This is a genomic window from Xanthomonas cannabis pv. cannabis, assembly GCF_000802365.1.
In the GTDB taxonomy this organism is placed as follows: Bacteria; Pseudomonadota; Gammaproteobacteria; order Xanthomonadales; family Xanthomonadaceae; genus Xanthomonas; species Xanthomonas cannabis.
Genome location: NZ_JSZE01000070.1, coordinates 1 through 23,233, shown reverse-complemented (window position 1 = coordinate 23,233; position 23,233 = coordinate 1). Strand labels below are relative to the sequence as shown.

Sequence of the window (23,233 nt, the reverse complement as noted above, 5' to 3'; positions counted from 1 at the left end):
CAAAAACTCCCAAAAACTCCCAAAGAGCCCCAAAGCTTCCCAAAGCGCCCAGTTCGCCTGCCGACGACCAGTCAGTCCTCAGGTTCGATGGTGTAGTAGGCCGAACGGCGTGTCCCATGTTGGGACAGCCGCCCTTGCTCCTTTAACTGCCCCAACAGGGCCTTGGCCTGATCGGCGCCCAAGCGGCACAGCTCCATCACCTCGGCACGGCGGATCTGCCCGTGCTGCTGCACGTAGTTCAGCACCAACTGCGCGTTCTGCAGGCTCGTGAAGCCGGCTTGCCGGGTATAGGCGGCCTTGTCGCCCTGGCGCTGATACACGGCGGCCGACAGCGTGTAGCTGCGCGCGCGGGTCTGCCCGTGCGCCTCGATCAGGCCGGCCTCGGTCAGCGCCTCCAGCGTCCGCTTGGCGCTGGCCGGGTCTCGCTGGATGCGCGCGGCCAACTCGTCGGCGGTCACACGCTTGAGCTCGCGCAACGCGGCCAGCGCGATCAGGCTGTCGATCGGCAGTTCGCCATTGCTGCGCCGCTCCTGCTCCACCACCATCCGGCCGAAGTTGAGGTCCGCCGCACCGGTATCCAGCCGTACCACCACGCTGTGGCTGTCGGTGCGCGTGTAGTCCGGCGCCGGCCGGCCGAAGCGCAGCAGGCCGCGATAGATCGTGTCGACCCCGCGCCCCGAGCGCTCCACCACACCGATACGCTTCATGGCATCGGCCAATGCGCGGTTGCGTGGACGCGGCTCGGTGGTCAGCAGGTTGTCCAGCGTCACCCCATCCACCAGTCCGCCGGGGTTGCTGACCACCAGCGCGTCGTTCTCCAGCCGCACATGCACCGCCCCCAGGCGGTGGTAATCGCGGTGGATCAGCGCATTGGCCACCGCCTCGCGGTAGGCGCCCATGTCGACCTTAGGCACCGGCACGCGGAACAGGCCAACCTGCAGTTCTTCTTCCGGGTTGTACGGGCGGAAGTTGGTTTCTAGCCAGTCGATGGCCTGCAGCAGCGGCACGCGGCGGAACTCATTGAAGCGTACCGCCTGCTCGGCCAGCACCTGGAACGCAAACTCATGCGTGGCCACATGCTGGCGCAGCGCCTCGACCCGGCCGATCACCAACAGGCCACACAGCGTCGGCACGCGGCGGCCGTCGGGCTGGCGCGTCGTGAAGCCCAGCGCGCCATCCAGCGCCTCGTCGTCGAGCTCCAGCAGCACCCGGTCGCCGCCGTACTGCTGCACGGCCTGGCGTAGACGCTCGCGTTCCAGCGGATCGAAATCCGACAGCTGCGCGCCGGCCACCGGCTGGGCCGACGCATCGACCAGCCCCAGCTGCCCGAGGCGGCTGTCGCGCTCATGCGGCAGCATCGGCACGCACTCAGGCGTGCCATCGTGTTTCAGCCGGCGGCGCAGGTAGACGCCGCCGGCAGTCGCCACCACCGTGCCGGCCTTGGGCACCACGATCCGCGCGACGGGCACACCGTCGATCTCGACCGCATCTACCTGCACCGCAATGGCCGGTGACGTGCGCGCAGCGACCAGGCCGGCCAAGCCGGCCAACTGACGGTGATCCGCATGCAGGCCGGTCGGCCTGCCATCGTCTTCCACGCCCAGCCACAGCTCGCCGCCATCCGCGTTGGCCAGACACACCACGGCTTCGGCCAGCTCGGTGTCGGACAGCTTCCTACGGTCGCTCTTGAACTCGACCGTCAGCGATTCGGCGGGTGGCAGCGCGTGGATCATGCAGTGGCGGCATCCAGCAGTGGGGTGACGCGGACGCGGCCAGTGAGGAGGTCGTCCATGAGGCCGAATTTAAGATCGCGCAATGCTGATACAGCTTTCAGTTCGGAATCAAGATTGGTGCTATCAGCAGAAAGAGCATCCAGAATTCGAGCTTGCTCCTGCCCGTCTGGCATCGCAACGACAAGGTCGCGAACAATTCTTCCGCTTATCTTCACCATGCTTTCTGACGTCCCCACTGCGTGAGCCTGGATCTGCCTGCGCAGCATCGGGGATCGAAGGAAAAACTGCAGATACTGAGCACTGGTCTCAGCTGTTGGTTTCAATCGCATCATCAAGTCGGGATAGGCGCATGGAGTTCCAACATCCGTGTAGACGCCCACAAGCCCTACGAGTTGACGCGTATTCGCTCGACTCATGAGCAAATCACCATCAGACAGCATTACCGAATCGAGTCTCGCGTCTGCAAACGGAGCGTTCTTCAACTGACTTGACTCAAATCCAAAACCCGTTAGGCATCCAAGGCCCAACATCTGGTAGCCCGTCCACTCTCCCGCCTCTTTCGGCGAATATCCATTCTTTGGTTTCTCAGACAACCAGAGTTGAAGTGGCCCTGCTTCCCAATCGCAAGGAATCCAACCGAGCGGCGAAGGCTTGTAGAGATGCGGCGCGTCGGAATGCGGCGGGCGCAGTACGCCGTTGGCGTCGATGCCGCGCGTCAGTAGGTCGTGCAGCAGGCCCTGCTTGACGGCCTTGAGCTTGGCGATCAGCGCCTCGGTTTCATTGATGGCGGCATTGAGGGTGTCGAGGATTTCCGCGATCTTGACTTGTTCTCGACTACACAAGGGAAGAGTGGCAGTGAACTCCTCGAGCTCGCTACGCTTTATGTGCTTCATGGTGCTGCCATGAGTCCGCTTTTCCATCTCAGCTACGGAAGCCCGAAGAACGTGGAAAAGTAGCTTTCGATCAACATCTTCTGATGGCGTCACCTTGAAAAGGTGCTGATTCAGCCACGCCGGCCCACCCTCCCACATCACAACTGCGAGCGTACCGCTCCACGAAAAGATCAGATCTCCATCCGTGATACGAAAAGCACTTGGCAGCGAGCCTGGGTAACGGTCTTCGACTTTTTGCGTCCCGGTAATCTGGGCAATACGTACGATGGGGAGGCCATGCTCAGCCCAATGCTGCTTACTGAAGGCGTACCCGTTCGAATATTCGCCAAGCGAACTCAGGCTGCGACTCTGCCAACCATCCGGAAGAGCCTCAGACATACCCCAACCCCTTCAAGAAACCGCGCAACGCCCGCGCCGCCGCATCACGCTTGCCTTCGATATCCGCCAGCGTCACCCGGTACTTATCCCACCACGTCTCGAACGCGACCACCACCTGCTTGCGCTGCGCAGCGACATAGCGCTCGACGATGGCGCGCATGTCGTCGTGCAGGATGGTCAGCAGCAGCGTTGCGGCCGCTGCGTCGTCCAGCGCATCAACCTTGCGATCGAGCTCATTCGTGAAGCTGTCCTTCTGGACCTTGAGCTGCTTCTTGACTGCAGCCAGGTCTTTCTTCCAGGCCTTGAGCTGAGCCTCATCGACGGTATCTTCGTTCTCGTCCGCATCGGCCGGTTCGGCATCCCCGTCCTCGCCATCGGCGTCTTTCGCTGCCTTGGGGTCGGCCGCCTTGATCTGGCTGTCCAGCTCGGCCTTCTTCGCGTCCAGTTCGGCGATGGCCTCGACGAACTCGGCCAACAGGAAACGCACCAGCTTGTGGTCCAGTGGGTTGTCCTTGCTGGCCTTGTCCTCCAGTGCGGTGACGATGCTGGTGCGCCAGGCGTCGATGACGCCGCGGGCGCCACGCGCCATCAGGGTCTGGAATTCGTAGCGGGTCTGCACCCAGAAACCGGCGATGATGCCGCGCACCTGGAACGGATCGAGCAGGCCGATTGCTTCCAGCGCTTCGCTGAAGCTGGCCAGCAATTCGTGGCGCAGCGCGACCAGCGCAGCGGCGTCATTCTGGCGCCCGGCCAGCGCGGTGATGCGGGTACCTTGCGCCTGCCACCAGGCCTCGAACGCTTCGCGCAACGCAGCTTCCTTCGCCTGCAGGCCGGGATTGCCCTCGACTGCAGGTTTGAGTTCGGCGCGGGCGGTCAGCGTCGGCGCAAAATCGAGATACGCCGCGTCACGCGCAACGAACAGGTCCTGCGGATGCAGGCCATGCGCGGCGAACAGCGCAGCCTTGGCCTGCACCTCGGCCCTCGGCACGCCCCCGACCAGATGCGCGCGCACGTCGTGCGGTTCCGGTGCCGGGGCGTTGTCGGCATACCGGCGAATGTTGAGGTTGCAGCCGTTCTCCAGCAGCGTGGCGTTATCGACGATGGCGGAAAAGCCGTCGATGGCGCGGAATTCGTCGAACGTGGTGACGATCTTCTCGATGTGCTCAGGCAGCAGGTAGTTCTGTGCGCGCCCCTCGAAATACTCTCGGTCGGCATTGATGAAGATCACCTTGCCCCGGCGCTGTGCCGGCTTGCCGCTGACGCGGTTGCCACCGTGCTGCACCTGCTGACGTAGCACCAGGATGCAGGCGGGGATGCCGGTGCCGTAGAACAGATTGGGCGCCACGCCGATCACCGCTTCCAGCAGGTCGTCGGCAATCAGCCCGGCGCGGATGCGTGCCTCATCGCCGCCGCGAAACAGCACCCCATGCGGCATGACCGTGGCGATCATGCCGCCATCGCGGGTCACGGCCACCATGTGCTGCAGGAACATCAGGTCGGCCTTCTTCGCGCCCAGCGGCACCTGGCCGTAGCGGAAGCGCTCGGGGAACTTCGGCGCCCAGGCGGGGCTGCCGTCGGCGTTCTTGTCGGCGGTGCCCCAGTTGATCGAGAACGGCGGATTGGTCAGCACGCGGTCGAAGCGCTGCAGCTCGCCACCGGCGACATGCTGCGGCTCGGCCAGCGTATCCTCGTTGCGCAGATCGGCGGTGCTGATGCCATGCAGCAGCATGTTCATTTGGGAGATCGACCAGACCGTGCCATTGAACTCCTGCCCGAACAGATTGGCCTTGCGGCCGTCGCCGCCATGTTCGTCGATGTAGTCCTTGGACAGGATCAACATACCGCCCGATCCGCTGCAGGGATCATAGATGTCGTGATGCTGCTCGGGCTTGAGCAGCTGCACCATCATCCGAACCACCGAGCGGGGCGTGTAGAACTCGCCGCCTTTCTTGCCGGCGGAGTCGGCGAATTCGCCGATCAGGTATTCATAGGCCGCACCCAGCAGGTCGGGAAACTCGAAATCCTCGTTGCGCAGGCGATGCAGGGCGAAGTGGGTGATCAGCTGGCGCAGCTTGATGTCGGGGAGCTTGCTCTGGCCAACCTTGCGGGTGAAGTCGATGTGCTCCAGCACGCCTTCCAGGCTGTTGTTGGTGTCTTCGATCCCGGACAGCGCCTTGTTCAGCGCGTCGCCCACGTTCTGGTGGGCATCGTTGACCAGCGTCTGGTAGCGCGAGATCCGCGGAACCCAAAACGCACCCTCGACCTTGTACCAGCGCGGATTTTCGGCAGACGCCTTGGCTTGCGCATCGCTTTCGCCAGCGCGCTTGCGCTCGGCGATGACCTGCTCGCGGCGCTGCTCGAACACATCGGAGCAACGCTTGAGGAACAACATCCCGAAGATGTATTCCTTGAATTCGGACGCATCCATCTTGCCGCGCAGGATGTCGGCGGCCTTGAACAGATGGCGTTCCAGCTGGGGGAGAGTCAATGGCATGAATCAAATGTCTCTTTAGTAATGCTTAAATTCGAGTGACAGATCAGCATCAGTTTCGCCTCTCAGCACGGAGTGACGGCGCTAGATGATGCGTTTTTTGCAGGCATCTCACTGAGACCACCAGCTTTCTTCGCAGGGCTTTTGTCAGCTTTCTGCAGTAAGAAACCAGACGGGCTTCAATGGCAGTTGTGTGCGGGCAGCGTCACTGAGCTGTGCATAGTGCGTGGTCCATAGCTCCACCAACTTCCGCGCATCAATCAGATTGATGCGACGATGCGACTGCCGCGCCTCATAGTCGGCGTCCTTGGTGAAGCCGGACAGCGCGACGTACAGCCCGACATCGCCCTCCCCCAGAACCGCCATAAAGCTGCGCAGGCCCGTTACATCGATCCGCGGCGAGTTGGCATTGCGCTTGACCTGCACCTTGATGCGCGGCGGGCGGGTGCCGAGCGGGTCGTTGTAGGCGATGATGTCGGTGCCACCGTCCTTGCCGGGCGGTGCGACCCAGGCAACGTGGTAGCCCATCGCCCGTAGCAGCGAGGCCACGAGTTCCTGGAAGTCATACGGCGGCATCGCGGCAAGGTAAGCCTCGATCTCGGCCCATGCCATCTCTTCTGCCTCTTCCAGCGTGATGCTGGCCGATTCTTCGGTGAGCTCGCCTTCGGGATCGTCGACCGCGTCGGCAACGGGCTGGGCGCTCTTCCACTTCTTGTACAGCTGCCCCACTGCGCGAATAAACTCCTCTGGGTCCGGATACCCGTCCAGCGCCGCTTCCCCCTCTGGCGTGAGGGTCCAGATGCCTTTGTCCTTGACCAGCCAGCCGGCCTTGACGGGCGCCACGGTGCTAAAGCGCACGATCTTCTCGAAGCGACGGCCGCCAGTTTCGTAGTCGCCCGCTTCGTACTCGGTAAGCACGACCTGCTTTTCCAGTGCGGCCAGCGCGTCTGCGGCGCGCATGCCCTCCGGCTGGGTCTTGAGGATATGGAACAGCGCACGGGTCAATTCCCCCGTGCGGCGCCTGCTGATATTGGCCATCTACTTCCCCTGTGGCACGACGTTGGCGCGAACGCCGTGCTTAATGATAGTCGTCTTCACGCTGATGCCTGACTGCCAAAACGGTGACGACCTGATCGCTTTCCACCTCAAACAGCAGCACGTAGCCGCTGGCACCGAAACCGATCACCAGCTCCCGCAAGAACGGGTCCGCCAACCCCGCCTTGCGGCAGCTCAACGGCGCCAGTTCAAGCACGGTGACGCCATCGCGGATGGACTGCAGCGCACGTTCGGCCACGGTGAAGTCGCCTTCGGCACGCTGTAGCAGCCAGTCGTAGGGCCGCGCGAGATCGTCGCGCGCCTGCTGAGTGAAGCAGACGGAAAATCCCACGTTGGCTCAGCCCTTGCGCGCCTGGTCCAGTTTGGACTGCAGCCCGGCCAGCACATCCTTGGCGTCGATGTAGTGGCCCGACGCCTTCGCGCTGTCACGCGAGGCCAGCCCACGTTCAATGAAGGCTTCCTGCTGCTGCCGCTGCTGCACCTGGGCGCGCACGGAGTGCTCGACGAAGCTGGACAGCGTCTCGCCCTCTTGCAACACGGCCTCGGCCGCTTGGCGCAGCGCCGGGTCTACCCGGAGCGATGGAAGAGATGCGGATTTCATGGCCGGCCCAGTGCGTTGCAATTGCGATGCATCATCGCAAGCGAGCGGCAGTGCTTCAAGTTTTCTTTGCAGACCTAAGCCGACGATGCCGCAGCTACGCTGATGCAATAGTGCGTAGGCGCTGAAGCACGACGCTTGCGCGCTCCGGTTCGGCAACCAATCCCGGCAACGCGTTCACAAACGCCGGGTTATCCACTAGCCCCTCGAACACGTCGGCCACCCAATGCCGAAGATCTGCATGCTCCACGGCAAGCTCTTCCACCAGCTCGGCCCGGCCATCGACGACATTGAGGACGTCCTCCAGGTCGTGACTAGAAAGGAAGTCACTGTTGCCTCGGGTAACGAAGGCTTCGAGCTTGGTCGCCACGAATGCTGTCGCTGTCACCAAGCGGATGGACAGGCGATCGCTCAAGGCCACCACTTGGGCCGTCTCTACAGCATGGGCGTACCAGCGGTTGGAGAAACCAAGCACGCCGGCATCCACCGGCATCAGGTCGAAGATGACGCCCGACGCTTGGTGTACCCAGCGGCAGACGACGCCGCTCTGCATCTCGCGCGCAAAGCCCTGCGACTCCACACGCGCCTCGATACCGCGGAACCGGGACCAATCAAGATTGACCACCGCATCGACGTCATAGGTGGCGCGGACGTTTTCCGCCAATGGATCGGATACCAGCAGGCCAACAACTGCTCCGCCGAGGAAGACTACGTGTTCGCAAAGCTCGCCCAATGCATTCGCAATCACAAGCAGGTGCGGCAAATTAGGATCGTCAGAGCGCATCGCCAAGCCTCAGCAATTGTTTGAGATAGCGCGCCGCCAGCGCGCGCTCGCGGGCACGCCCGCTGCGTAGGGCGTCCTGCAGCGCCAGAAGTTGGTGCAAGGCAGGGTCGGCCAGCGCAGCGTTGGGCGCACCTGCCGACAACGGCGACAAGCTGGGGCCTTTGGCCGTGCCCTGCGCGCTTGGCCACACCGGTGCATCTCCTGGGGAGCTGGAAATGGCAGTGGACAGTGGGGGCACGCCGAAGGCCGTAGGAATGCCACGCCTTAGCGGCCCGATGACGGCAGGAAAGGCGTAACGCACGCCGTGGACCGCAAACTCGTGCAGCGCCGTGCGCACCGTCTCCCACTCGCCGCGACTTTTTTCCAGCGCCAAGCCGGATGCCACCGCGCGCTTGACGCTGCGATGCACCTGAGAAGGGCTCATGCCCAGCGCTTCTCCAAGGGATGCATACGTCCAGACCTGGCCCGCCTGGGCGACCTGCTTGTACAGCACCACTAGATCCTGTGGCTTCAGTTCCACAGCCGAACCCACCTTATTCCATATTCCGGAATATGGAATATCCAGCGGGCGAGCTGTTTTTGCAAGCAGTCTTCGCTAAGCGCTCTGACTAAACGAGGGTCTACCGCTCAACGGCGAAAGCCAGACACGCTCACCCAATTCCCCGTAGCGCCACCCGAATCCCCTCCCCTGCCAACCGCGCACTCGCCAGCAGACGCTCCAGGCTCTGCCCATGCCGGGCGCTGGCCGACAGCCCGGCCATGGTGGTGCTGACGAAATCCGCCAGCCGGTCTGCGTCGTGCGGGCGCTGCTGGGCGATGTGGGAGCGAATCAACTCCTGGGCGGCGACATGAAAGCCGCAGGCCGCCTCGCGCGCCTGCGCATCGTTGCTGCGCGTGCCCTCCAGCACCAGGCAGCCGGTGGCGGCGGGGTCTGCGGCGTAGCAGCGGGCGGCCTGCTCCAGTAGGTCGGCCAGGGCGTCGGCCAGCGGACGGTTGGCGTCCAGAATCTGCGGCAGCGGAATAGCGCCAGTCTGCGCGTAGCGGTCGAGGATGCGCGCATACAGGCCGGCCTTGCTGCCGAAGGCGGCGTAGAAACTGGGCGGGTTGATGCCCAGCGCCTGGGTGAGGTCGGCCACGCTCAGTGCGTCGTAGCCACGCGCATGGAACAGCTGCTGCGCGGTGGCCACCGCTTGATCCGGGTCGAACGCCCGCGGCCGGCCGCGCGACCGGGAGATTTCTGTAGTCATTGTTACAAAACCCTTGACGGCAGACGAGATCTATTATGTATTACCCGCTACATTAATAGCGAGGTGGGTGCATGTCAGCGTTCAAGAACAAGTCCGTGTTGGTGCTCGGCGGCAGCCGGGGAATTGGGGCCGCCATCGTGCGGCGCTTCGTGGCCGACGGCGCGCGAGTGGCGTTTACCTACGCCGGCTCCGCCGAGGCGGCGCAGCGCCTGGCCGGTGACACCGGCAGCACCGCGGTGCTGGCAGACAGCGCCGACCGCGATGCGGTCATCGACACGGTGCGACGCAGTGGGCCGCTGGATGTCCTGGTGGTCAACTCCGGCATCGCCTTGTTCGGCGATGCGCTGGACCAGGATCCGGACGCGGTGGACCGGCTGTTCCGCATCAACGTGCACGCGCCCTACCACGCCGCCGTGGAGGCCGCGCGGCAGATGCCACCTGGCGGGCGGATCATCGTGATCGGCTCGGTCAACGGCGACCGCATGCCGCTGCCCGGCATGGCCTCTTACGCGCTGAGCAAATCCGCACTGCAAGGGCTAGCCCGTGGGCTGGCGCGCGATTTCGGGCCGCGCGGCATCACCATCAACGTGGTGCAGCCGGGCCCGATCGATACCGACGCCAATCCGGAAAACGGGCCGATGAAAGACCTGATGCACAGCTTCATGGCGATCAAGCGCCACGGCCGCGCCGAGGAAGTGGCCGGCATGGTGGCCTGGCTGGCGGGCCCGGAAGCGAGCTTTGTGACTGGCGCGATGCATACGATCGACGGCGCATTCGGGGCATGACGCGGCGACGTCTGCGTTGACCACGCTGCAGCTCGACACTTAGTGCGACCAAGGGCGGCAAACATCCTTCGGCACACGTGGCGAGCTGCCGTTGCACCGCCCGCGTTTTGATCCACGCGCCTTTCCTTCCGGCAGAGCGTGATCGCATTCCCGTGTCGTGCGGCGCATGGCACGGACAATCGCAGGCTTGGCCCTTGCTGTCGCGCTGATCCCAAGTTGCATATAGTTGCGGCGAACCCTGCAATGGATTGACCAATGCACATGATGTCATCTGGCCGGTGCCTGGCTCTTGCACTCGCCATCGCCGTCACCGGCAGTGCCTGTGCACGGACGCCATCACCCGAACAAAAAAGGACTTCCCCCATGTCAGGCACCGTTACCACAGGCCGCACCATCAACGGGCACACCTATTCGGACGCGCCGGTTGACGTAAAGCTGGGGCCGAACACCTTCCGCATCCCCGCCAACTATCTGGACAGCCAGATCGCACCATGGCCGGGCGAAGGCGTGACGCTGGTCATCGAATGGCCAGACATGACCCCCACCCCGCCCGGGGCACGGGCCAACCCGCGCACGAATGATTTCCGGAAAGAAATTTCCGTGTCTATCGACTATGTCGACCGTGTTCCCATTGAGGTATTGCTTGAGCGTTTCTCGTCAAACGATAGGCGTACAGAGGCAGACTCAGTTGAGCGGGGCAATCCTGTCGCCCGGCTCGATCTCCGCATCGCACAGCCTGAAGCATTCGGATTAACGCCCTATGCCATTGATGAGGAGAAGATGGCGGCATATGTAAAAGCGTATGAAGCCCAACACAGCGAGCCTCCGACGCGCAACCCTGCGTTTGAAGACGACTGGTACGTCGCGCGCGACTCCAGCGGCAATTTGACCACGTTCATCAAGTGCGACAGCATAAAATTTCGAGCAGATGGCGTTCGGCTGGAGGGATCTGAAGTGGTCCATGAAAAAGGTGCCGTTGCTGCAAGTTGCGTCCACTACTTCTCTGACATCGAAAACAAACTTTCCATCAGTCTCAACTACAAGCGTGCATTCCTGAAGGACTGGAAGCGCATGGAAGATGCGGTGAGGGGCGTATTAACCCGCAGTAAAATTCGGTGATTAGCGTATTTACAGGGAGTAGCCGGTGAGCGGACTGAGTGAGCAGGATCTGGAAATTCTTTCCAGCTATGCAAATAAAGGCAATCGCGAGCTGTATTGGAACTATCTCTCGCAGCTTGATGGAGCAGACGGCTATGGGACGCTGGCATTAGGCGTTGTGCGCAACGACAGCTTGCCAGGACAAGTGGCTAACAATTACGCGCAAGACTATGCCAAGACACAGCGCGATACTGGCTCGCGCTTTGCCAATGCTGAATTGAGCGAACGCCAGTGGGAAGAGTTCGGGCAAACGCTGCTCAAGAAGGATTTTGAGCTTCGACAAGCTTGGTTCGACAAAGAGCGTCCGGATATGGCACTGAACCTTCCCGGCAAGGACGTCATGCGAGCACACGACCAAGCCTTCCTGGACCATGAGCTAGACCCTAACTGCTGGACACCCCGCGTGCTCCTGCAAGCAGCATTGGAAAAAAGCGGCCCCCAGAAGCTGGAACAGATCTGGACCAACATGCTCGACAACGAGTACGGCGGCGCTGCCCGTATCAGGAACACGGGCTACGAGACCTTTGCGCAGATGGGACTGGCGGCCGGCAGCCAGTACCTGGCCAAGCTCGGCACCACCGAGGCGATCCAGATGCTGGAAGGCCGCTCAGCCGTCGACCCCAACGTCATCGGCAGCAACAGCTTCTACGCGATGTACTTTGAAAAAGAGCAGAAATGGGTGAACGTCAGCGCAGGCGGTGGGTATCTTTCCATGCGCGAAGAAACCAATCCCGGCCGTATCGCCGAACTCGACGATGCCCGCGCCGTGCGTCTGGAACGGCAGCAGAAAGCCACGCAGTTCCATGAAGACGATTCGCACCGCTCCATTACCCGCAGCCCGCTCACGGTATCGGTCGACGGGCTGCCCGATCGGATGCAGCCGCCCACCAAACTCGCCGATATCGGCCCTGAGCACCGGGACTACGCATTGCTGCAGCAGGTGCGCGCAGGCGTGAACGCGATCGATGCGCAAGCCGGGCGCACACCAGACGAGAACAGCGAGCGCCTCATCGCCAGCGTGATGACCCTCGCCCGCCAGAACAACCTGGACCGGGCCGACCACGTGGTACTGAGCGAGCAGACGACCGACAGCCCGGCCGGCCGCAATGTGTTTGTGGTGCAGGGCGAGTTGAACAACCCGGCGCACCTGCGCGCCCACATGCCGACCGACGTGGCCGTGCAGACGCCGGTGGAGCAGTCGCTGCAGCAGCTGGAAGTGGCCAGCACCGATCGCCAACAGGCGTTGGCGCAGAGCCAGCAGCAGGAGATGGATACCCGGCAGCGTGAGAGTGCGTCGATGCGCATGGGATAACGGCGCTAGGCGGGTGGCGAGGCATTGCGGCGGCTTCTTGGGCTATGGCGTGCAGGCGATACCTGTTGGCAACGTCGGCGTGGCGCGCGACGATCTCCAGCACCGGCTTGTGCGGGTCGGGTGGCAGTGCATCGAATAACTAGGGACGCCGGGCTACAGCAATCAGAGAACTGCGAACATCACGGCCCTGCAAAGCCCGCCTCACGTTGCGAGCGAACGGCCAGCACAAACACCGTGTCGATCTGCGCGACATGGCAGTACAGCGCCAGATAGCCGTGCGCGCCGTGACCGATCACCAGTTCGCACTTGTCGCCGCCAGCCAGCCGATCAGCGGATTGGTTTCCAGCACATCGATTGCCGCAATGACCTCGTGCAGGCGTGCTGCGACATGTGCGGCCTCATGGCGCTGGAGGTGGTCGAAGATCCGCTCAAGATCCTGTGCAACCTCCGGTGCCAGCTCGATACGCGCCATGCTACCGGGCTAGTTTGCGGGCCGTGGGACGCTTTGCCGGCTCGCCGGCCATGCGCTTTTCCAGATAGCCACGCATGTCGTCCCAGGCGATGGTCTTCGCGGACGCCACGATGCCGGCATCACGCTGCTCGGCAACCGCATCGAACTCGGCACGACGCTCGACCGCTTCCGCCTTTTCGGCGATCGCTTCCAGGATGAAACCATGTGACGTCGTGCCGCCCCGCTTCGCTGCTGCAGCAACACGCATCTTGAGTTCGTCTGGACGGCGGATGGTTGTGAAGCCCGGCAAGACCGGGCTGTTTCCTGTGCTGCGATGACCGCAACGCTCAGCGCTTGCGCGCCTTCAACCATGCCTTGATCTGCGGCAGCGAGGCCGCCCGCAGCTTCACCCGCGTCTGGATCGTGTTGACGGCGTTGTCTGCGGCCTGCCGCGAGGTGGGTGCGATGTACTGCTCGGCATAGGCCTTGATCCGGTCGGCGGTGGCAAGCTCGGCTGAGTCCATGCCCAGGCCGGGGTAGTAGCGGGCACGCGAGGTGGAGTCCACCAGGGTGTCCACCTGCGTGCGATGCGCCACCGCGAAGTCGAAGGCAAGCTCCGGGTGCCGGGAAGCGACCCGGTCGATCATGCTCGCACCGGTGGTGGCGCCCGGCTCGGCTGTCAACGCCAGTTCCAGCGCGCGCTTGGCCAGTGCCTCGTCGTTGGGCATGGAGAGGAAGTCGTAATAGGTGTCGCGCACCATCGACGAGGTTTCCTGCGTGGCCAAGGCATGCAAGGCGTCCCAGGTGGCGGCGTCGGCATTGTGCGCAACCGCGCCCAGCACGCTGTCGCGCAGTTCCGGCGACAGCGAGGCGGGGTTGGCCTGGAAGGCGGCAAAGCGCCGGCGCGCCTCGGCGATCACGGCGGCATCGCCCATGTCGCTGAGGGTTGCGATCAGGCGGGTACGCAACTGCTGGATCTGCGCCGAATCGCCAGCGCGGTTGTCCCAGCCCAGCGTTGCGAATTCGGCCGACAAGCGCGGCACGGCATAGGCACGCCACGTGGCGCGCGCAGCCGGGTCGCGCTCGAAACTGCCATCCACATCGTCGTAGATGCTGGCCACCATGTCCCAGACATCGGGCGATGCACCGGCCGCCACCTGGGCGGTGAGATCCAGCACGTCGGCCTGCGCCTGCACGCCGGCACCGGCCAGTGCGTTGGTGTCGTTCAACACGCCCACCTGGTCCACCACCGGTAGCGCGGCAAACCTGGTGGTCAGCGCCTTGAACTGCGCGGGCGCATACCAGGTGCGGAAGTAGCCCTTTTGCCCGGCATTGACCACCACCGGTGCGTCGCAGCCGGGTACCTGCACCTGGGCGGTGCCGTCTACCAGCACGCGCACCGGCGCGCCATTGCCGCTGCGCAGGACGACCGGCACATGCCAGCGCAACGGCTGCTTGTCGGGGCGGTCCAGCGTGAACTCGCCCTGCTCCAGCGTCACCGCGGTCTGGCCGCCGACGCAGCGGGTGCTGGCCTTGATCAACGGCACGCCCGGCTGCAAGGTGAAGTCGTGCGCCACCTGGGTGAATTGCTTGCCGGGGGCCACCGCGTCGATCTGCTGCCACAACTGGTCGGTCACCGCGTTGCCGTACTGGTGCTGCTGGATGTAGCTGCGCACGCCGGTGCGCCAGTGGTCCGAGCCGACGTAGTCTTCCAGCATGGCAATCACCGCCTCGCCCTTCTGGTAGGTGATGGCGTCGAAGGCCTGGCTGGCCTGCTCCACGGTGGCCACGTGCTGCACCACCGGGTGGGTGGTCGCATACGCATCGCGCCGCATCGCCGCGCGGCTTTTCAGCGCCGGGCCGGTCTTGTCGATATCCCATTCCGGATGCAGTTTTGCCGTGGTGCGCGCCTCCATCCAGTTGGCGAAGCCTTCGTTGAGCCACAGGTCGTCCCACCACGCCATGGTCACCAGGTTGCCGAACCACTGGTGCGCGATCTCATGCGCGGCGACGGTGAACACGCCTTGCCTGGTGTCGATGTTGGCCACCGCCGGATCCAGCAACAACGAGTATTCGAAGGTGAAGATCGCGCCCCAGTTTTCCATGGCGCTGAAGAACTGGCTGCGCCCGGGCGCGGCGATGTTGTCCAGCTTGGGCAGCGGGTACGGGATGCCGAAGTAGGCGTTGTATTCGTGCAGCACGTCGCGGCCGGATTCCAGCGCGAACTGGGCCTGGTCCACCTTGCCCTTCTGCGCGATGACGCCGATCTCGGTGCCGTTGTCGGCGGTGACGGTGGCACGCTCGAAATCGCCCACGCTGACGAACAGCAGGTACGTGGACATCTTGGGCGAGGTCTGGAACGCGATGCGGGTGCGCCCGTTTGCGCCCGGCTTGGACGAGGCGACCGGCATGTTGCTCACTGCCATCTGCCCGGCCGGCGCATTGATCGCCAGGTCGAAGGTGGCCTTGAAGTTTGGCTCGTCCCAGGAGGGAATGAAGCGGCGCGCATCGGAGTTTTCGAACTGGGTGAACAACGCACGGCGCGCACCCTGCGCGGTGGTGTAATCCAGCGCGAACAAGCCGTTGGCCTGCGTGTTGATCACGCCGCTGTAGTCGATGGACAGCACGTACTCGCCCACTGCCAGCGGCTTGTCGAACGCGAACGTGGCGGTCTGCGCCTCGGCATCGGTGCTGACCTTGGCAGCTTGCGGCTTGCCGCCCTTTTGCGTGAGCGTGCCCCGCGCCAAGCTCAGGTTGGCGGCCTGCAACACGATGCGGTCGGTGGCCTGCAGCACGCTGACGTCGATGGCGACCTTGCCGTCGAACGTCATCTTGTCGGCATGCGGCGTGATCTCCACCGCGTAATGCGTGGGCTTGGCCGTGCGCGGCAACTGGGTGGTGATGGACGAGGCGGCGGCGCTAGGCGGTGCGGGCGCGGCGGCGAGCACGGAGGCAGCCGGACTTGTACCGACCAGGGCCAGTGCGATGGCGGTCACCAGGGGAAGACGCATGGGAAATTCTCGATGTGGGCGAAGTGGGCAGGCAAGCGGCGCCAGGCCGCGGATGATCCGCCGGAACAGTGCGCGCAGGCACCGCCGGAAGTCATGGCAAATCTCAGCAATCCTCAAATGCCAACGGCCCGGACAAGCCGGGCCGTTGGACGATGCCGCGTCTGGCGTCAGCCGATCAGGCGAACGGATCCTGCAGCACCATCGTGTGGTCACGATCCGGGCCGGTGGAGACGATCGAGATCGGGCAGCCGGCCAGTTCTTCCAGCGCGCGCAGGTAGGCACGCGCGGCCACCGGCAGCTTGTCCCACTCGGTGATGCCGTGGGTGTTCTCGGTCCAGCCCGGGAACTCCAGGTACACGGGGGTGCACTCTTCCCAACCCTGCGCGTCCAGCGGGGCGTATTCGGTGCGCTTGCCGCGGTATTCGTAGGCGATGCAGACCTTGAGCTTTTCCATGCCGTCGAGCACGTCGAGCTTGGTGATGCACAGGCCGGAGATGCCGTTGATGGCCACCGCGCGCTTGAGCGCGACGATATCCATCCAGCCGCAACGACGCGGGCGGCCGGTGGACGCGCCGTACTCGGCACCGCGGTCGCGGATGCCCTGGCCCACTTCGTCGTCCAGCTCGGTCGGGAACGGGCCGCCGCCCACGCGCGTGGCGTAGGCCTTGGCGATACCGAGCACGTAGTCGATGGCGTCGGCGCCCACGCCGGTGCCGGCCAGTGCGCCGCCCACGGTGGTGTTGGAGCTGGTGACGTACGGGTAGGTGCCGTGGTCGATGTCCAGCAACGCGCCCTGCGCGCCTTCGAACAGCACGCGCTTACCATGCTTGCGCAGGTCGTGCAGGATGCCGGCCACGTCGGACTTCATCGGCTGCACGTAATCGCCAAAAGCCAGTGCCTCGTCGAAGGTCTTCTGGAAGTCCACCGCTTCCACACCCAGGTACTTGGTCAGCACGAAGTTGTGGTAGTCCAGCGCGGTGCGCAGCAGCTCTTCCAGCTGCGGCGGGTAGTGCAGGTCGGCGATGCGGATACCGCGACGCGCCACCTTGTCTTCATACGCCGGGCCGATGCCGCGGCCGGTGGTGCCGATGGCCTTGCCGCCGGCGGCCTTCTCGCGCGCCTGGTCCAGGGCGATGTGGTACGGCATGATCAGCGGCGCGGCCGGGGAGATTTTCAGGCGCGAACGCACTTCCACACCGGCGCCTTCCAGCTCGCTGATCTCCTTGATCAACGCGGCCGGGGAGATCACCACGCCATTGCCGATCAGGCACAGCGCGTCGTCGCGCAGGATGCCGGACGGAATCAGGTGCAAGACGGTCTTCTTGCCGTTGATGACCAGGGTATGGCCAGCGTTGTGGCCGCCCTGGAAGCGGACGACTGCACCGATCTCTTCGGTGAGCAGATCGACGATCTTGCCTTTGCCTTCATCGCCCCACTGGGCACCGAGCACGACAACTGATTGACCCATGACGGGTGAACTCCTGAGTTTTGCTGCAGCCATCGGGGCCGCGGGATGGGACCGACTCGGGGCTGGCGGCGCCACCGTGCGCGCGGCTCCATCGGGGAGCGTTGCAGCGGCGACCAGCCCTGACACGGAAAAAGCCGAACGGGGTGCTCTGGTTGGAGCGTGCCCGGCCGGCTTTTGTGCATTATCCGGGTTTTGGGTGGCGTGCACTACCCTTGGCGAACGGCGGATCGAGGGCTAGCCGGATTGCCGCTGGCCAGCGGTTGCGCGGTGCTCCCGGGCGCTGCCGGCGCCTAGCAATCCCAAACCCCCATCGCGGGTCGTAGGAGCGCACCCGGGCACGACTGCTTCACCGGTAACGCCTGTCGCGCCCAGGTGCGCTCCTACGCTGCCCATTTCGGTCGGAACGGACCACCCACTCAGTGGCGCACAATCCACAGCGCGATCGCGCCCAGCACCAAGGTCACACCGCCGATGGCACGCAGTTGGGCCGTGGGCAGGCTGAACAGCTGCTCGACCATCCGCTTCCAGGCGGCGGGCGCGGCGAACAGCAGCAGGCCTTCGATGACGGCGATCAGGCATAACGCGGACAGGAACTCGTGCATCAGCAACACCAGGACAACGTGGGAGCTGCAGTGTGCCCGGTTCGGCAGCCCGACACGCCACACCGTAGGAGCGCACCTGGGCGCGACGGGCATTGCCGGTAAAGCCGTCGCGCCCGGGTGCGCTCCTACGGTGGGGGCGCGTCTGTCTGCCCGGCAATAACAGGCACATACAAAAACGCCCGCATTACGCGGGCGCTTTTGTTTCAAGACAGAGCGATCAACGATCGCTCTTGAGGTACTGCAGGAACGGGTCGTTCTTGTCGAGTACGACCACGCCGTTGCCGTCGGTCATGGACTCGCGGTACGCCTCCAGGCTGCGGTAGAAGGCGTAGAACGAGGGGTCCTTTGCGCCGGCCTGGCCATAGATGCGGGCCGCGTCGGCATCGCCTTCGCCGCGCAGTTTCTGGGCATCGCGCTCGGCATCGGCCTTGATGATCGTGCTTTCGCGGTCGGCCTGAGCACGGATGGTCAGGGCCTGCTCTTCGCCTTCTGCGCGCAACTTGCTGGCTTCCTGCTTGCGCTGGGCGCGCATTCGCTCGTAGACGTCGGTGATCACCTGGCTGTCGGTCGGCAGGTCGATCTGCTTGATGCGCAGGTCGGTGATCTGCATCCCCAGGCCCTTGATGGCGCCATTGATGCCCTTGAGCTGGTTGGCGATCAATTCGCTGCGGTCGCCGGAGACCAGCTGCTGCAGGGTGCGCGAATTGATCTGGTTGCGCAGCGAGTCGGTGATGATCGGGGCAAGGCGCGAATTGGCGACCGACTCCTCGCCACCGGTGGCGCGGTAGAACGCCCGCACGTCGGAGATGTAGCCGATGGCAAAGAAGTCCACGCTGACATCTTTCTGCTCGGCGGTGAAGTAGCGGGCCGGGGCGGTGTCGAGCACCTGGAAGCGGCGATCGAACACGCGCACCGATTCCACCACCGGAATCTTGAAGTGCAGGCCGGGCTTGAGGTCGGCACGCACCACGCGGCCCAGGTTGAGCACCATGGCGGTCTGATCCTCGCGCACCACGAACACCGAGCCCATCAAGGTCAGCAACACGGCGACGATCAGGCCGATGACTAGCGAATTCTTCATTATTCGGTTCCCTCACGGCCGGTCGGGCGCGGCCCGCGCTCCGGGTTGCGGATGGCCTCGCTGCTGGAATTCTGCGGCGGATTCAACAGCACGTCCTGCGGCACCATCGACGGCATGCCGCTGTTTCCGGTATTGCCGCTGGTCGCGGACGCCTTGTTGGCATCGGCCGGCAGCGGTACGTAGATGACCTGGCGGCCATCGCTGCCGATCACCTTGCGGTTCTCCGACAGCACCTTCTGCACGGTTTCCAGCCACAGGCGCTTGCGCGTGACTTCGGGCGCGCCGGCGTACTGCTCCTGCAGCAGGGTGAAGCGGTCGGCGTCGCCCTCGGCCTTGGAGATCACCGCCTGCTTGTAGCCTTCGGCACCGGTGCGGGTGCGCGCACCCTGGCCGCGCGCTTCCGGCACCACCTTGGCGGCATAGGCCTGGGCTTCGTTGATCAGGCGCTCGCGCACCTGCTGGGCACCGTTGACCTCGTCGAAGGCCGGCTTCACTTCTTCCGGCGGGCGCGCGTCCGGCAGGGTCACGCCGGTGACGGCCAGGCCGGTGTTGTAGGCATCCAGCGCCGCCTGCAAGCGGTCCTTGGAGGCGATCGCCAGCGGGCCGCGATTGTTAAGCACGGTATTCAGATCGGAACGACCCACCTGCTCACGCACGGCGCTTTGCGCGGCCTGCTCCAGCACCAAGTCGGCATTGCGCGAGCCGAACAGGTATTTGCGCGGGTCGCTGATCTGGTACTGCACGTTGAGCGAGACGTTGACGATGTTCTCGTCGCGGGTCAGCACCGGCACCTGGTTGCTGAAGGTCTTGATCTCGGTGGCATTGACCTTGCGCACCGACTCGATCGGCCAGGGCAGCTTGAAGTTGGGGCCGGGCTGCAGGATGCGCGAGAACTGGCCGAAGCGCAGCACCACGCCACGCTGCTGTTCACCGATGAGCTGGAAGCTGGAAAACAGCACCATCAGCACCACCGCGACCAGGATCCAGCGCCCCACACCACCGTCGAACAGCTCTTTCACCGGGGCGGGCAGATTGCCCCAACCGCCACCGTTGCCACCACCGCGCGGGCCCCAGGACCTGCGACGGTTGGGATCCGGGCCGTCTCCGCCCTTGTTGCCGGGTGTGTTCCAGGCCATGCACGCTCCATGATCGAGGGGCTGTGCGGGCCAGTCCCGCAGTGCCGCCGTGTTGTTTGATTCGCCGATTCTACTAGATGGGGCAGACCGGCCGTTTTGAAAGGCCCGGTCCGGTGCATCGGCGATTTAGCCGCTGGGTGGATTGGGGCGCATTGCTGTGCAGCATGGCATGTGCGGGGGACGAGGGACCTCGCTGGCGCGCCGGTGCCCTGTTGATGGATGGCCAGCACAAGTACCTGCCGGTCTCACCGGGCATGCGCGAGGACGGACGCGCAGCGCTGGCCTGACCTGCCTTGCCTTGCCTTGCCCGGCGGCAGCCTTGCCTGGCTGGCTGATGTGGAGCCGCGACCGACACTGCCGGCAACTGCGGCGCCGGACGCCACGGTAGTGCGGCAACGGCCGCAGGTGCTGCACACGCGGCGCGGCACCCCACCGCGATCATGCCGTCGGCGATTCGTCCTTCTGGTTGAACACGCGCTCCATCACTTCCAGCAATTCGTCTTCGGAAAACGGCTTGGTGATGTAGGCGCGGGCGCCCTGGCGCATGCCCCACATGCGGTCGGTGTCCTGGTCCTTGGTGGTCACAAGGATCACCGGGATGTGCTGGGTGGTGGGCTCGCGCTTGAGCGTGCGCGTGGCCTGGAAGCCGTTGAGGTTGGGCATGACCACGTCCATCAGCACCAGATCCGGCAGCGACTCCTTGGCCGCTTCCACGCCAGCGGCGCCATCGGTGGCGGTGATGGTCTCGTGCCCGAGCTTCTCGACGATGCGCTGAATCCCCAGCAGCTGCGACGGCGAGTCGTCGACGATCAAAATGCGTGCCATGTGTTTCCCCTAGTGTGCGCGGCGAGTGTAGTGCGCCGGCTGCGCTTTCGATAGCTGGGCCAGGTTGGTGGTTGGTGGTTGGTGGTTGGTGGTTGGTGGTTGGTGGTTGGCGAAGGTTGCGATATGCGATGGACTGACGCGCAGTCGTTCTTTGTAGGCGGCTGCTGGAGTACTACGTCGGCCAAGGCACGGTTGGATTCACCACAGGAATCGACGGACAGCGACGCTGATCCCCTTCTCGCACCGGACATTGCTTGCTGCGTGGGGAGCAAGTGGGGCGCAGTATCGGATGAGGCTACGGCCGCGATTCGAAGGCGCAGGCCGAGGCGACTGCCGCATTGCTGACCTACCGTACCCTCACCCCAACCCCTCTCCCGAGGGGAGAGGGGCTTCTCCCTTCTCCCGTCGGGAGAAGGTGGCGCGCAGCGCCGGATGAGGGTACGGCCGCGATTCGATGGCGCAGTTCGAGAGCGACTGCCGCATCGCTGACCTACGTACCCTCACCCCAACCCCTCTCCCGAGGGGAGAGGGGCTTCTCCCTTCTCCCGTCGGGAGAAGGTGGCGCGCAGCGCCGGATGAGGGTGCGGCCGCGATTCGATGGCGCAGTTCGAGGGCGACTGCCGCATCGCTGACCTACCGCACCCTCACCCCAACCCCTCTCCCGTCGGGAGAGGGGCTTCTCCCTTCTCCCGTCGGGAGAAGGTGGCGCGCAGCGCCGGATGAGGGTACGGCTGCGGCTCGATGGCACAGGTCGAGGTCGACTGCCGCATTGCTGACCTACCGCACCCTCACCCCAACCCCTCTCCCGCGGGGAGAGGGGCTTATTTTCTGCACCCACCGGGAGAGGGGCCAGGTCACACGCGCACTCATGCGGACCGGCTCACACCGTCTCGCCAAATGCCTTGGCGAGATTACGGTACGCCTTCTTCTGCGCGTCGTCGGTGGGAGCCGGGGCCAGGATTTCCAGCTCCACGATCTGATCGCCCGGGGTCGTGCCCGGCAGGCCGCGGCCGCGCAGGCGCAACTTGCGGCCGGCGTCGGAGTCGGCGGGCACCTTCAGTTCCACCGAGCCGCCCAGGGTGGGCACGCTGATGGTGGTGCCCAGCGCTGCCTGCCAGGGCATGACCTGCAGGGTGTACAGGATGTTGCGCCCGTCCACCTCGAACTGCGGGTGCGCGGCGTACTCGATCTCCAGCAGCAGGTTGCCGCCGCCGTTGCCCTGCCCGCTCAGGCGGATCACCTGACCCGGCTGCACGCCCTTGGGCACGCGCACGTCCAGCTGCTTGCCGTTGATGGTGATGCGCACGCTGTCACCCGAGTGCACCGCTTCCAGCGGTACCGCGAGTTTGGCGCGGGTGTCGCCGCGCGTCTGTGGGCCGGCACCTGCGCCCGCACCGGCACCCGGCCCGCGTGGACGGCCGCCGCGTTGGCCGGCAAACAGGCTCTCGAAGAAATCGCTGAAACCGCCGCCGGCGCCGCCGTTGCCGAACACCTCTTCATAGTCGAAGCCCTGCCCGCCACCATAGCTGGGCGGGGCCTGGAACTCGTCGCCCGGGCGATACCCCTGCGCCTTCAACTGATCGTAGGCCTTGCGCTTGGCCGGGTCGCGCAATGCCTCGTAGGCTTCGTTGATCGCCTTGAACTTGTCCTCGGCGCCGGCTTCCTTGCTGACGTCGGGGTGGTACTTGCGCGCCAACCGGCGATAGGCGGTCTTGATTTCCGCATCGCCCGCGCTGGGCTCCACACCCAGCGTTGCGTAGTAATCCTTGAATTCCATCTAATCACCTCTGGAAAAAAAACGGCCCGCAGCCGGGGCCACGAGCCAGTTCGAGGGCAGGCATTCCCACAGGACAGCCATGGATGGCGCAGCTGGCGAGACGTGGCGGGTACATGCCGTACCCGCCACTGCAACACCAGCCGCACCCGCATGACGGTCACGCAACGGGGTTGCTGGCCGATCTCTTCGCAGCCGGGCGGGCGACCGCGCCTATTCTACGGCGCGGTCGTCGCCGGGGAGCGAAGTCAGGTGACATCGCTCCAGGGTCCGTTGCCTCGCAGCGGTGCGCCACCTGCAAGGACGGTGGTCGCCGGAGGGCCGAAGGCTGGGCGCACCGGCGCTCAGACCAAACCGGTGACTCACCTGGCAACTACATCAGCGCAACCGCTGCGCGCGCTTACTGCACGGTGCCGCCACTGGTGTCCTGCCCGTTGCCCACCTGAATGC

Annotated in this window: 21 protein-coding genes; 3 read left to right on the top strand and 18 right to left on the bottom strand. The window is 64.6% G+C overall.

All coding sequences use genetic code 11. From position 1 onward, the window contains the following. Positions 1-71: 71 nt before the first annotated feature. The 9 genes from OZ10_RS12840 to OZ10_RS12800 form a co-directional block, all read right to left on the bottom strand. A complete protein-coding gene (locus OZ10_RS12840) occupies positions 72-1,733 on the bottom strand; it encodes an ATP-binding protein (RefSeq protein WP_039565271.1) in 1,662 nt (553 codons plus the stop codon). Beyond that, positions 1,730-3,004, bottom strand: a complete 1,275-nt coding sequence (locus OZ10_RS12835) for a restriction endonuclease subunit S (protein ID WP_039565267.1) — start codon at positions 3,002-3,004, stop codon at positions 1,730-1,732. Before OZ10_RS12835 ends, OZ10_RS12840 begins: the two co-directional genes overlap by 4 nt. Beyond that, positions 2,997-5,498, bottom strand: coding sequence for a type I restriction-modification system subunit M (locus OZ10_RS12830; protein WP_039565266.1), 2,502 nt, complete (start codon positions 5,496-5,498; stop codon positions 2,997-2,999). Before OZ10_RS12830 ends, OZ10_RS12835 begins: the two co-directional genes overlap by 8 nt. Before the next feature lie 144 nt (positions 5,499-5,642). Continuing rightward, entirely contained in the window at positions 5,643-6,533 is an 891-nt protein-coding gene (locus OZ10_RS12825) for a restriction endonuclease (protein ID WP_039565263.1), read from the bottom strand. 40 nt (positions 6,534-6,573) lie between these two features. Then, a complete protein-coding gene (locus OZ10_RS12820; protein WP_039565262.1) occupies positions 6,574-6,882 on the bottom strand; it encodes a type II toxin-antitoxin system RelE/ParE family toxin in 309 nt (102 codons plus the stop codon). A gap of 6 nt (positions 6,883-6,888) precedes the next feature. Beyond that, positions 6,889-7,152 carry a YlcI/YnfO family protein gene (locus tag OZ10_RS12815; RefSeq protein WP_039565260.1) on the bottom strand — a complete coding sequence of 88 codons (264 nt, stop codon included), beginning with the start codon at positions 7,150-7,152 and terminating at the stop codon, positions 6,889-6,891. A 94-nt stretch (positions 7,153-7,246) separates the two neighbouring features. Next, positions 7,247-7,933 carry a hypothetical protein gene (locus OZ10_RS12810; RefSeq protein ID WP_039565257.1) on the bottom strand — a complete coding sequence of 229 codons (687 nt, stop codon included), beginning with the start codon at positions 7,931-7,933 and terminating at the stop codon, positions 7,247-7,249. Next, on the bottom strand, positions 7,923-8,453 hold the full coding sequence (locus tag OZ10_RS12805; protein ID WP_039565256.1) for an AsnC family protein: 531 nt from the start codon (positions 8,451-8,453) through the stop codon (positions 7,923-7,925). Before OZ10_RS12805 ends, OZ10_RS12810 begins: the two co-directional genes overlap by 11 nt. A 130-nt stretch (positions 8,454-8,583) precedes the next feature. Continuing rightward, positions 8,584-9,180 (bottom strand): TetR/AcrR family transcriptional regulator, encoded by a 597-nt coding sequence (locus tag OZ10_RS12800; protein ID WP_039565254.1) that lies wholly within the window; start codon positions 9,178-9,180, stop codon positions 8,584-8,586. A 71-nt stretch (positions 9,181-9,251) separates the two neighbouring features. On the opposite strand from OZ10_RS12800, the gene bdcA reads away from it, so the two are divergent. From bdcA to OZ10_RS12785, 3 genes are all read left to right on the top strand, one after another. Next, entirely contained in the window at positions 9,252-9,965 is a 714-nt protein-coding gene (gene bdcA / locus OZ10_RS12795; protein WP_039565252.1) for an SDR family oxidoreductase, read from the top strand. A gap of 255 nt (positions 9,966-10,220) precedes the next feature. Next, positions 10,221-11,084 (top strand): Smlt3025 familytype IV secretion system inhibitor, encoded by an 864-nt coding sequence (locus OZ10_RS12790; protein ID WP_039565251.1) that lies wholly within the window; start codon positions 10,221-10,223, stop codon positions 11,082-11,084. Positions 11,085-11,109: 25 nt separating this feature from the next. Next, on the top strand, positions 11,110-12,435 hold the full coding sequence (locus tag OZ10_RS12785; RefSeq protein ID WP_202903011.1) for a Smlt3024 family type IV secretion system effector: 1,326 nt from the start codon (positions 11,110-11,112) through the stop codon (positions 12,433-12,435). Positions 12,436-12,727: 292 nt separating this feature from the next. On the opposite strand, the gene OZ10_RS23150 is transcribed toward OZ10_RS12785, so the two are convergent. The 9 genes from OZ10_RS23150 to OZ10_RS12740 form a co-directional block, all read right to left on the bottom strand. Next, positions 12,728-12,907: a hypothetical protein gene (locus OZ10_RS23150; RefSeq protein WP_425598951.1), complete on the bottom strand. Its 180-nt coding sequence runs from the start codon at positions 12,905-12,907 to the stop codon at positions 12,728-12,730. Position 12,908: 1 nt separating this feature from the next. Further along, on the bottom strand, positions 12,909-13,196 hold the full coding sequence (locus OZ10_RS12775; RefSeq protein WP_039565249.1) for a hypothetical protein: 288 nt from the start codon (positions 13,194-13,196) through the stop codon (positions 12,909-12,911). 37 nt (positions 13,197-13,233) lie between these two features. Further along, positions 13,234-15,897, bottom strand: coding sequence for a M1 family metallopeptidase (locus OZ10_RS12770; RefSeq protein WP_039565247.1), 2,664 nt, complete (start codon positions 15,895-15,897; stop codon positions 13,234-13,236). A 175-nt stretch (positions 15,898-16,072) separates the two neighbouring features. Beyond that, positions 16,073-17,365, bottom strand: a complete 1,293-nt coding sequence (locus OZ10_RS12765) for an adenylosuccinate synthase (RefSeq protein WP_039565246.1) — start codon at positions 17,363-17,365, stop codon at positions 16,073-16,075. Between the two features lie 416 nt (positions 17,366-17,781). Next, the gene (locus OZ10_RS12760) at positions 17,782-17,967 is read right to left on the bottom strand and encodes a DUF2065 domain-containing protein (protein ID WP_039407247.1); all 186 of its coding nucleotides are present in this window, start codon (positions 17,965-17,967) and stop codon (positions 17,782-17,784) included. A 217-nt stretch (positions 17,968-18,184) separates the two neighbouring features. Further along, positions 18,185-19,048, bottom strand: coding sequence for a protease modulator HflC (gene hflC, locus OZ10_RS12755; protein WP_039407232.1), 864 nt, complete (start codon positions 19,046-19,048; stop codon positions 18,185-18,187). Continuing rightward, on the bottom strand, positions 19,048-20,184 hold the full coding sequence (hflK, locus tag OZ10_RS12750; RefSeq protein WP_039407235.1) for an FtsH protease activity modulator HflK: 1,137 nt from the start codon (positions 20,182-20,184) through the stop codon (positions 19,048-19,050). Before hflK ends, hflC begins: the two co-directional genes overlap by 1 nt. A gap of 438 nt (positions 20,185-20,622) precedes the next feature. Then, positions 20,623-21,009: a twitching motility response regulator PilH gene (gene pilH / locus OZ10_RS12745; RefSeq protein WP_039407238.1), complete on the bottom strand. Its 387-nt coding sequence runs from the start codon at positions 21,007-21,009 to the stop codon at positions 20,623-20,625. An 880-nt stretch (positions 21,010-21,889) separates the two neighbouring features. Then, positions 21,890-22,786: a DnaJ C-terminal domain-containing protein gene (locus tag OZ10_RS12740; RefSeq protein ID WP_039565242.1), complete on the bottom strand. Its 897-nt coding sequence runs from the start codon at positions 22,784-22,786 to the stop codon at positions 21,890-21,892. Positions 22,787-23,233 lie beyond the last annotated feature (447 nt).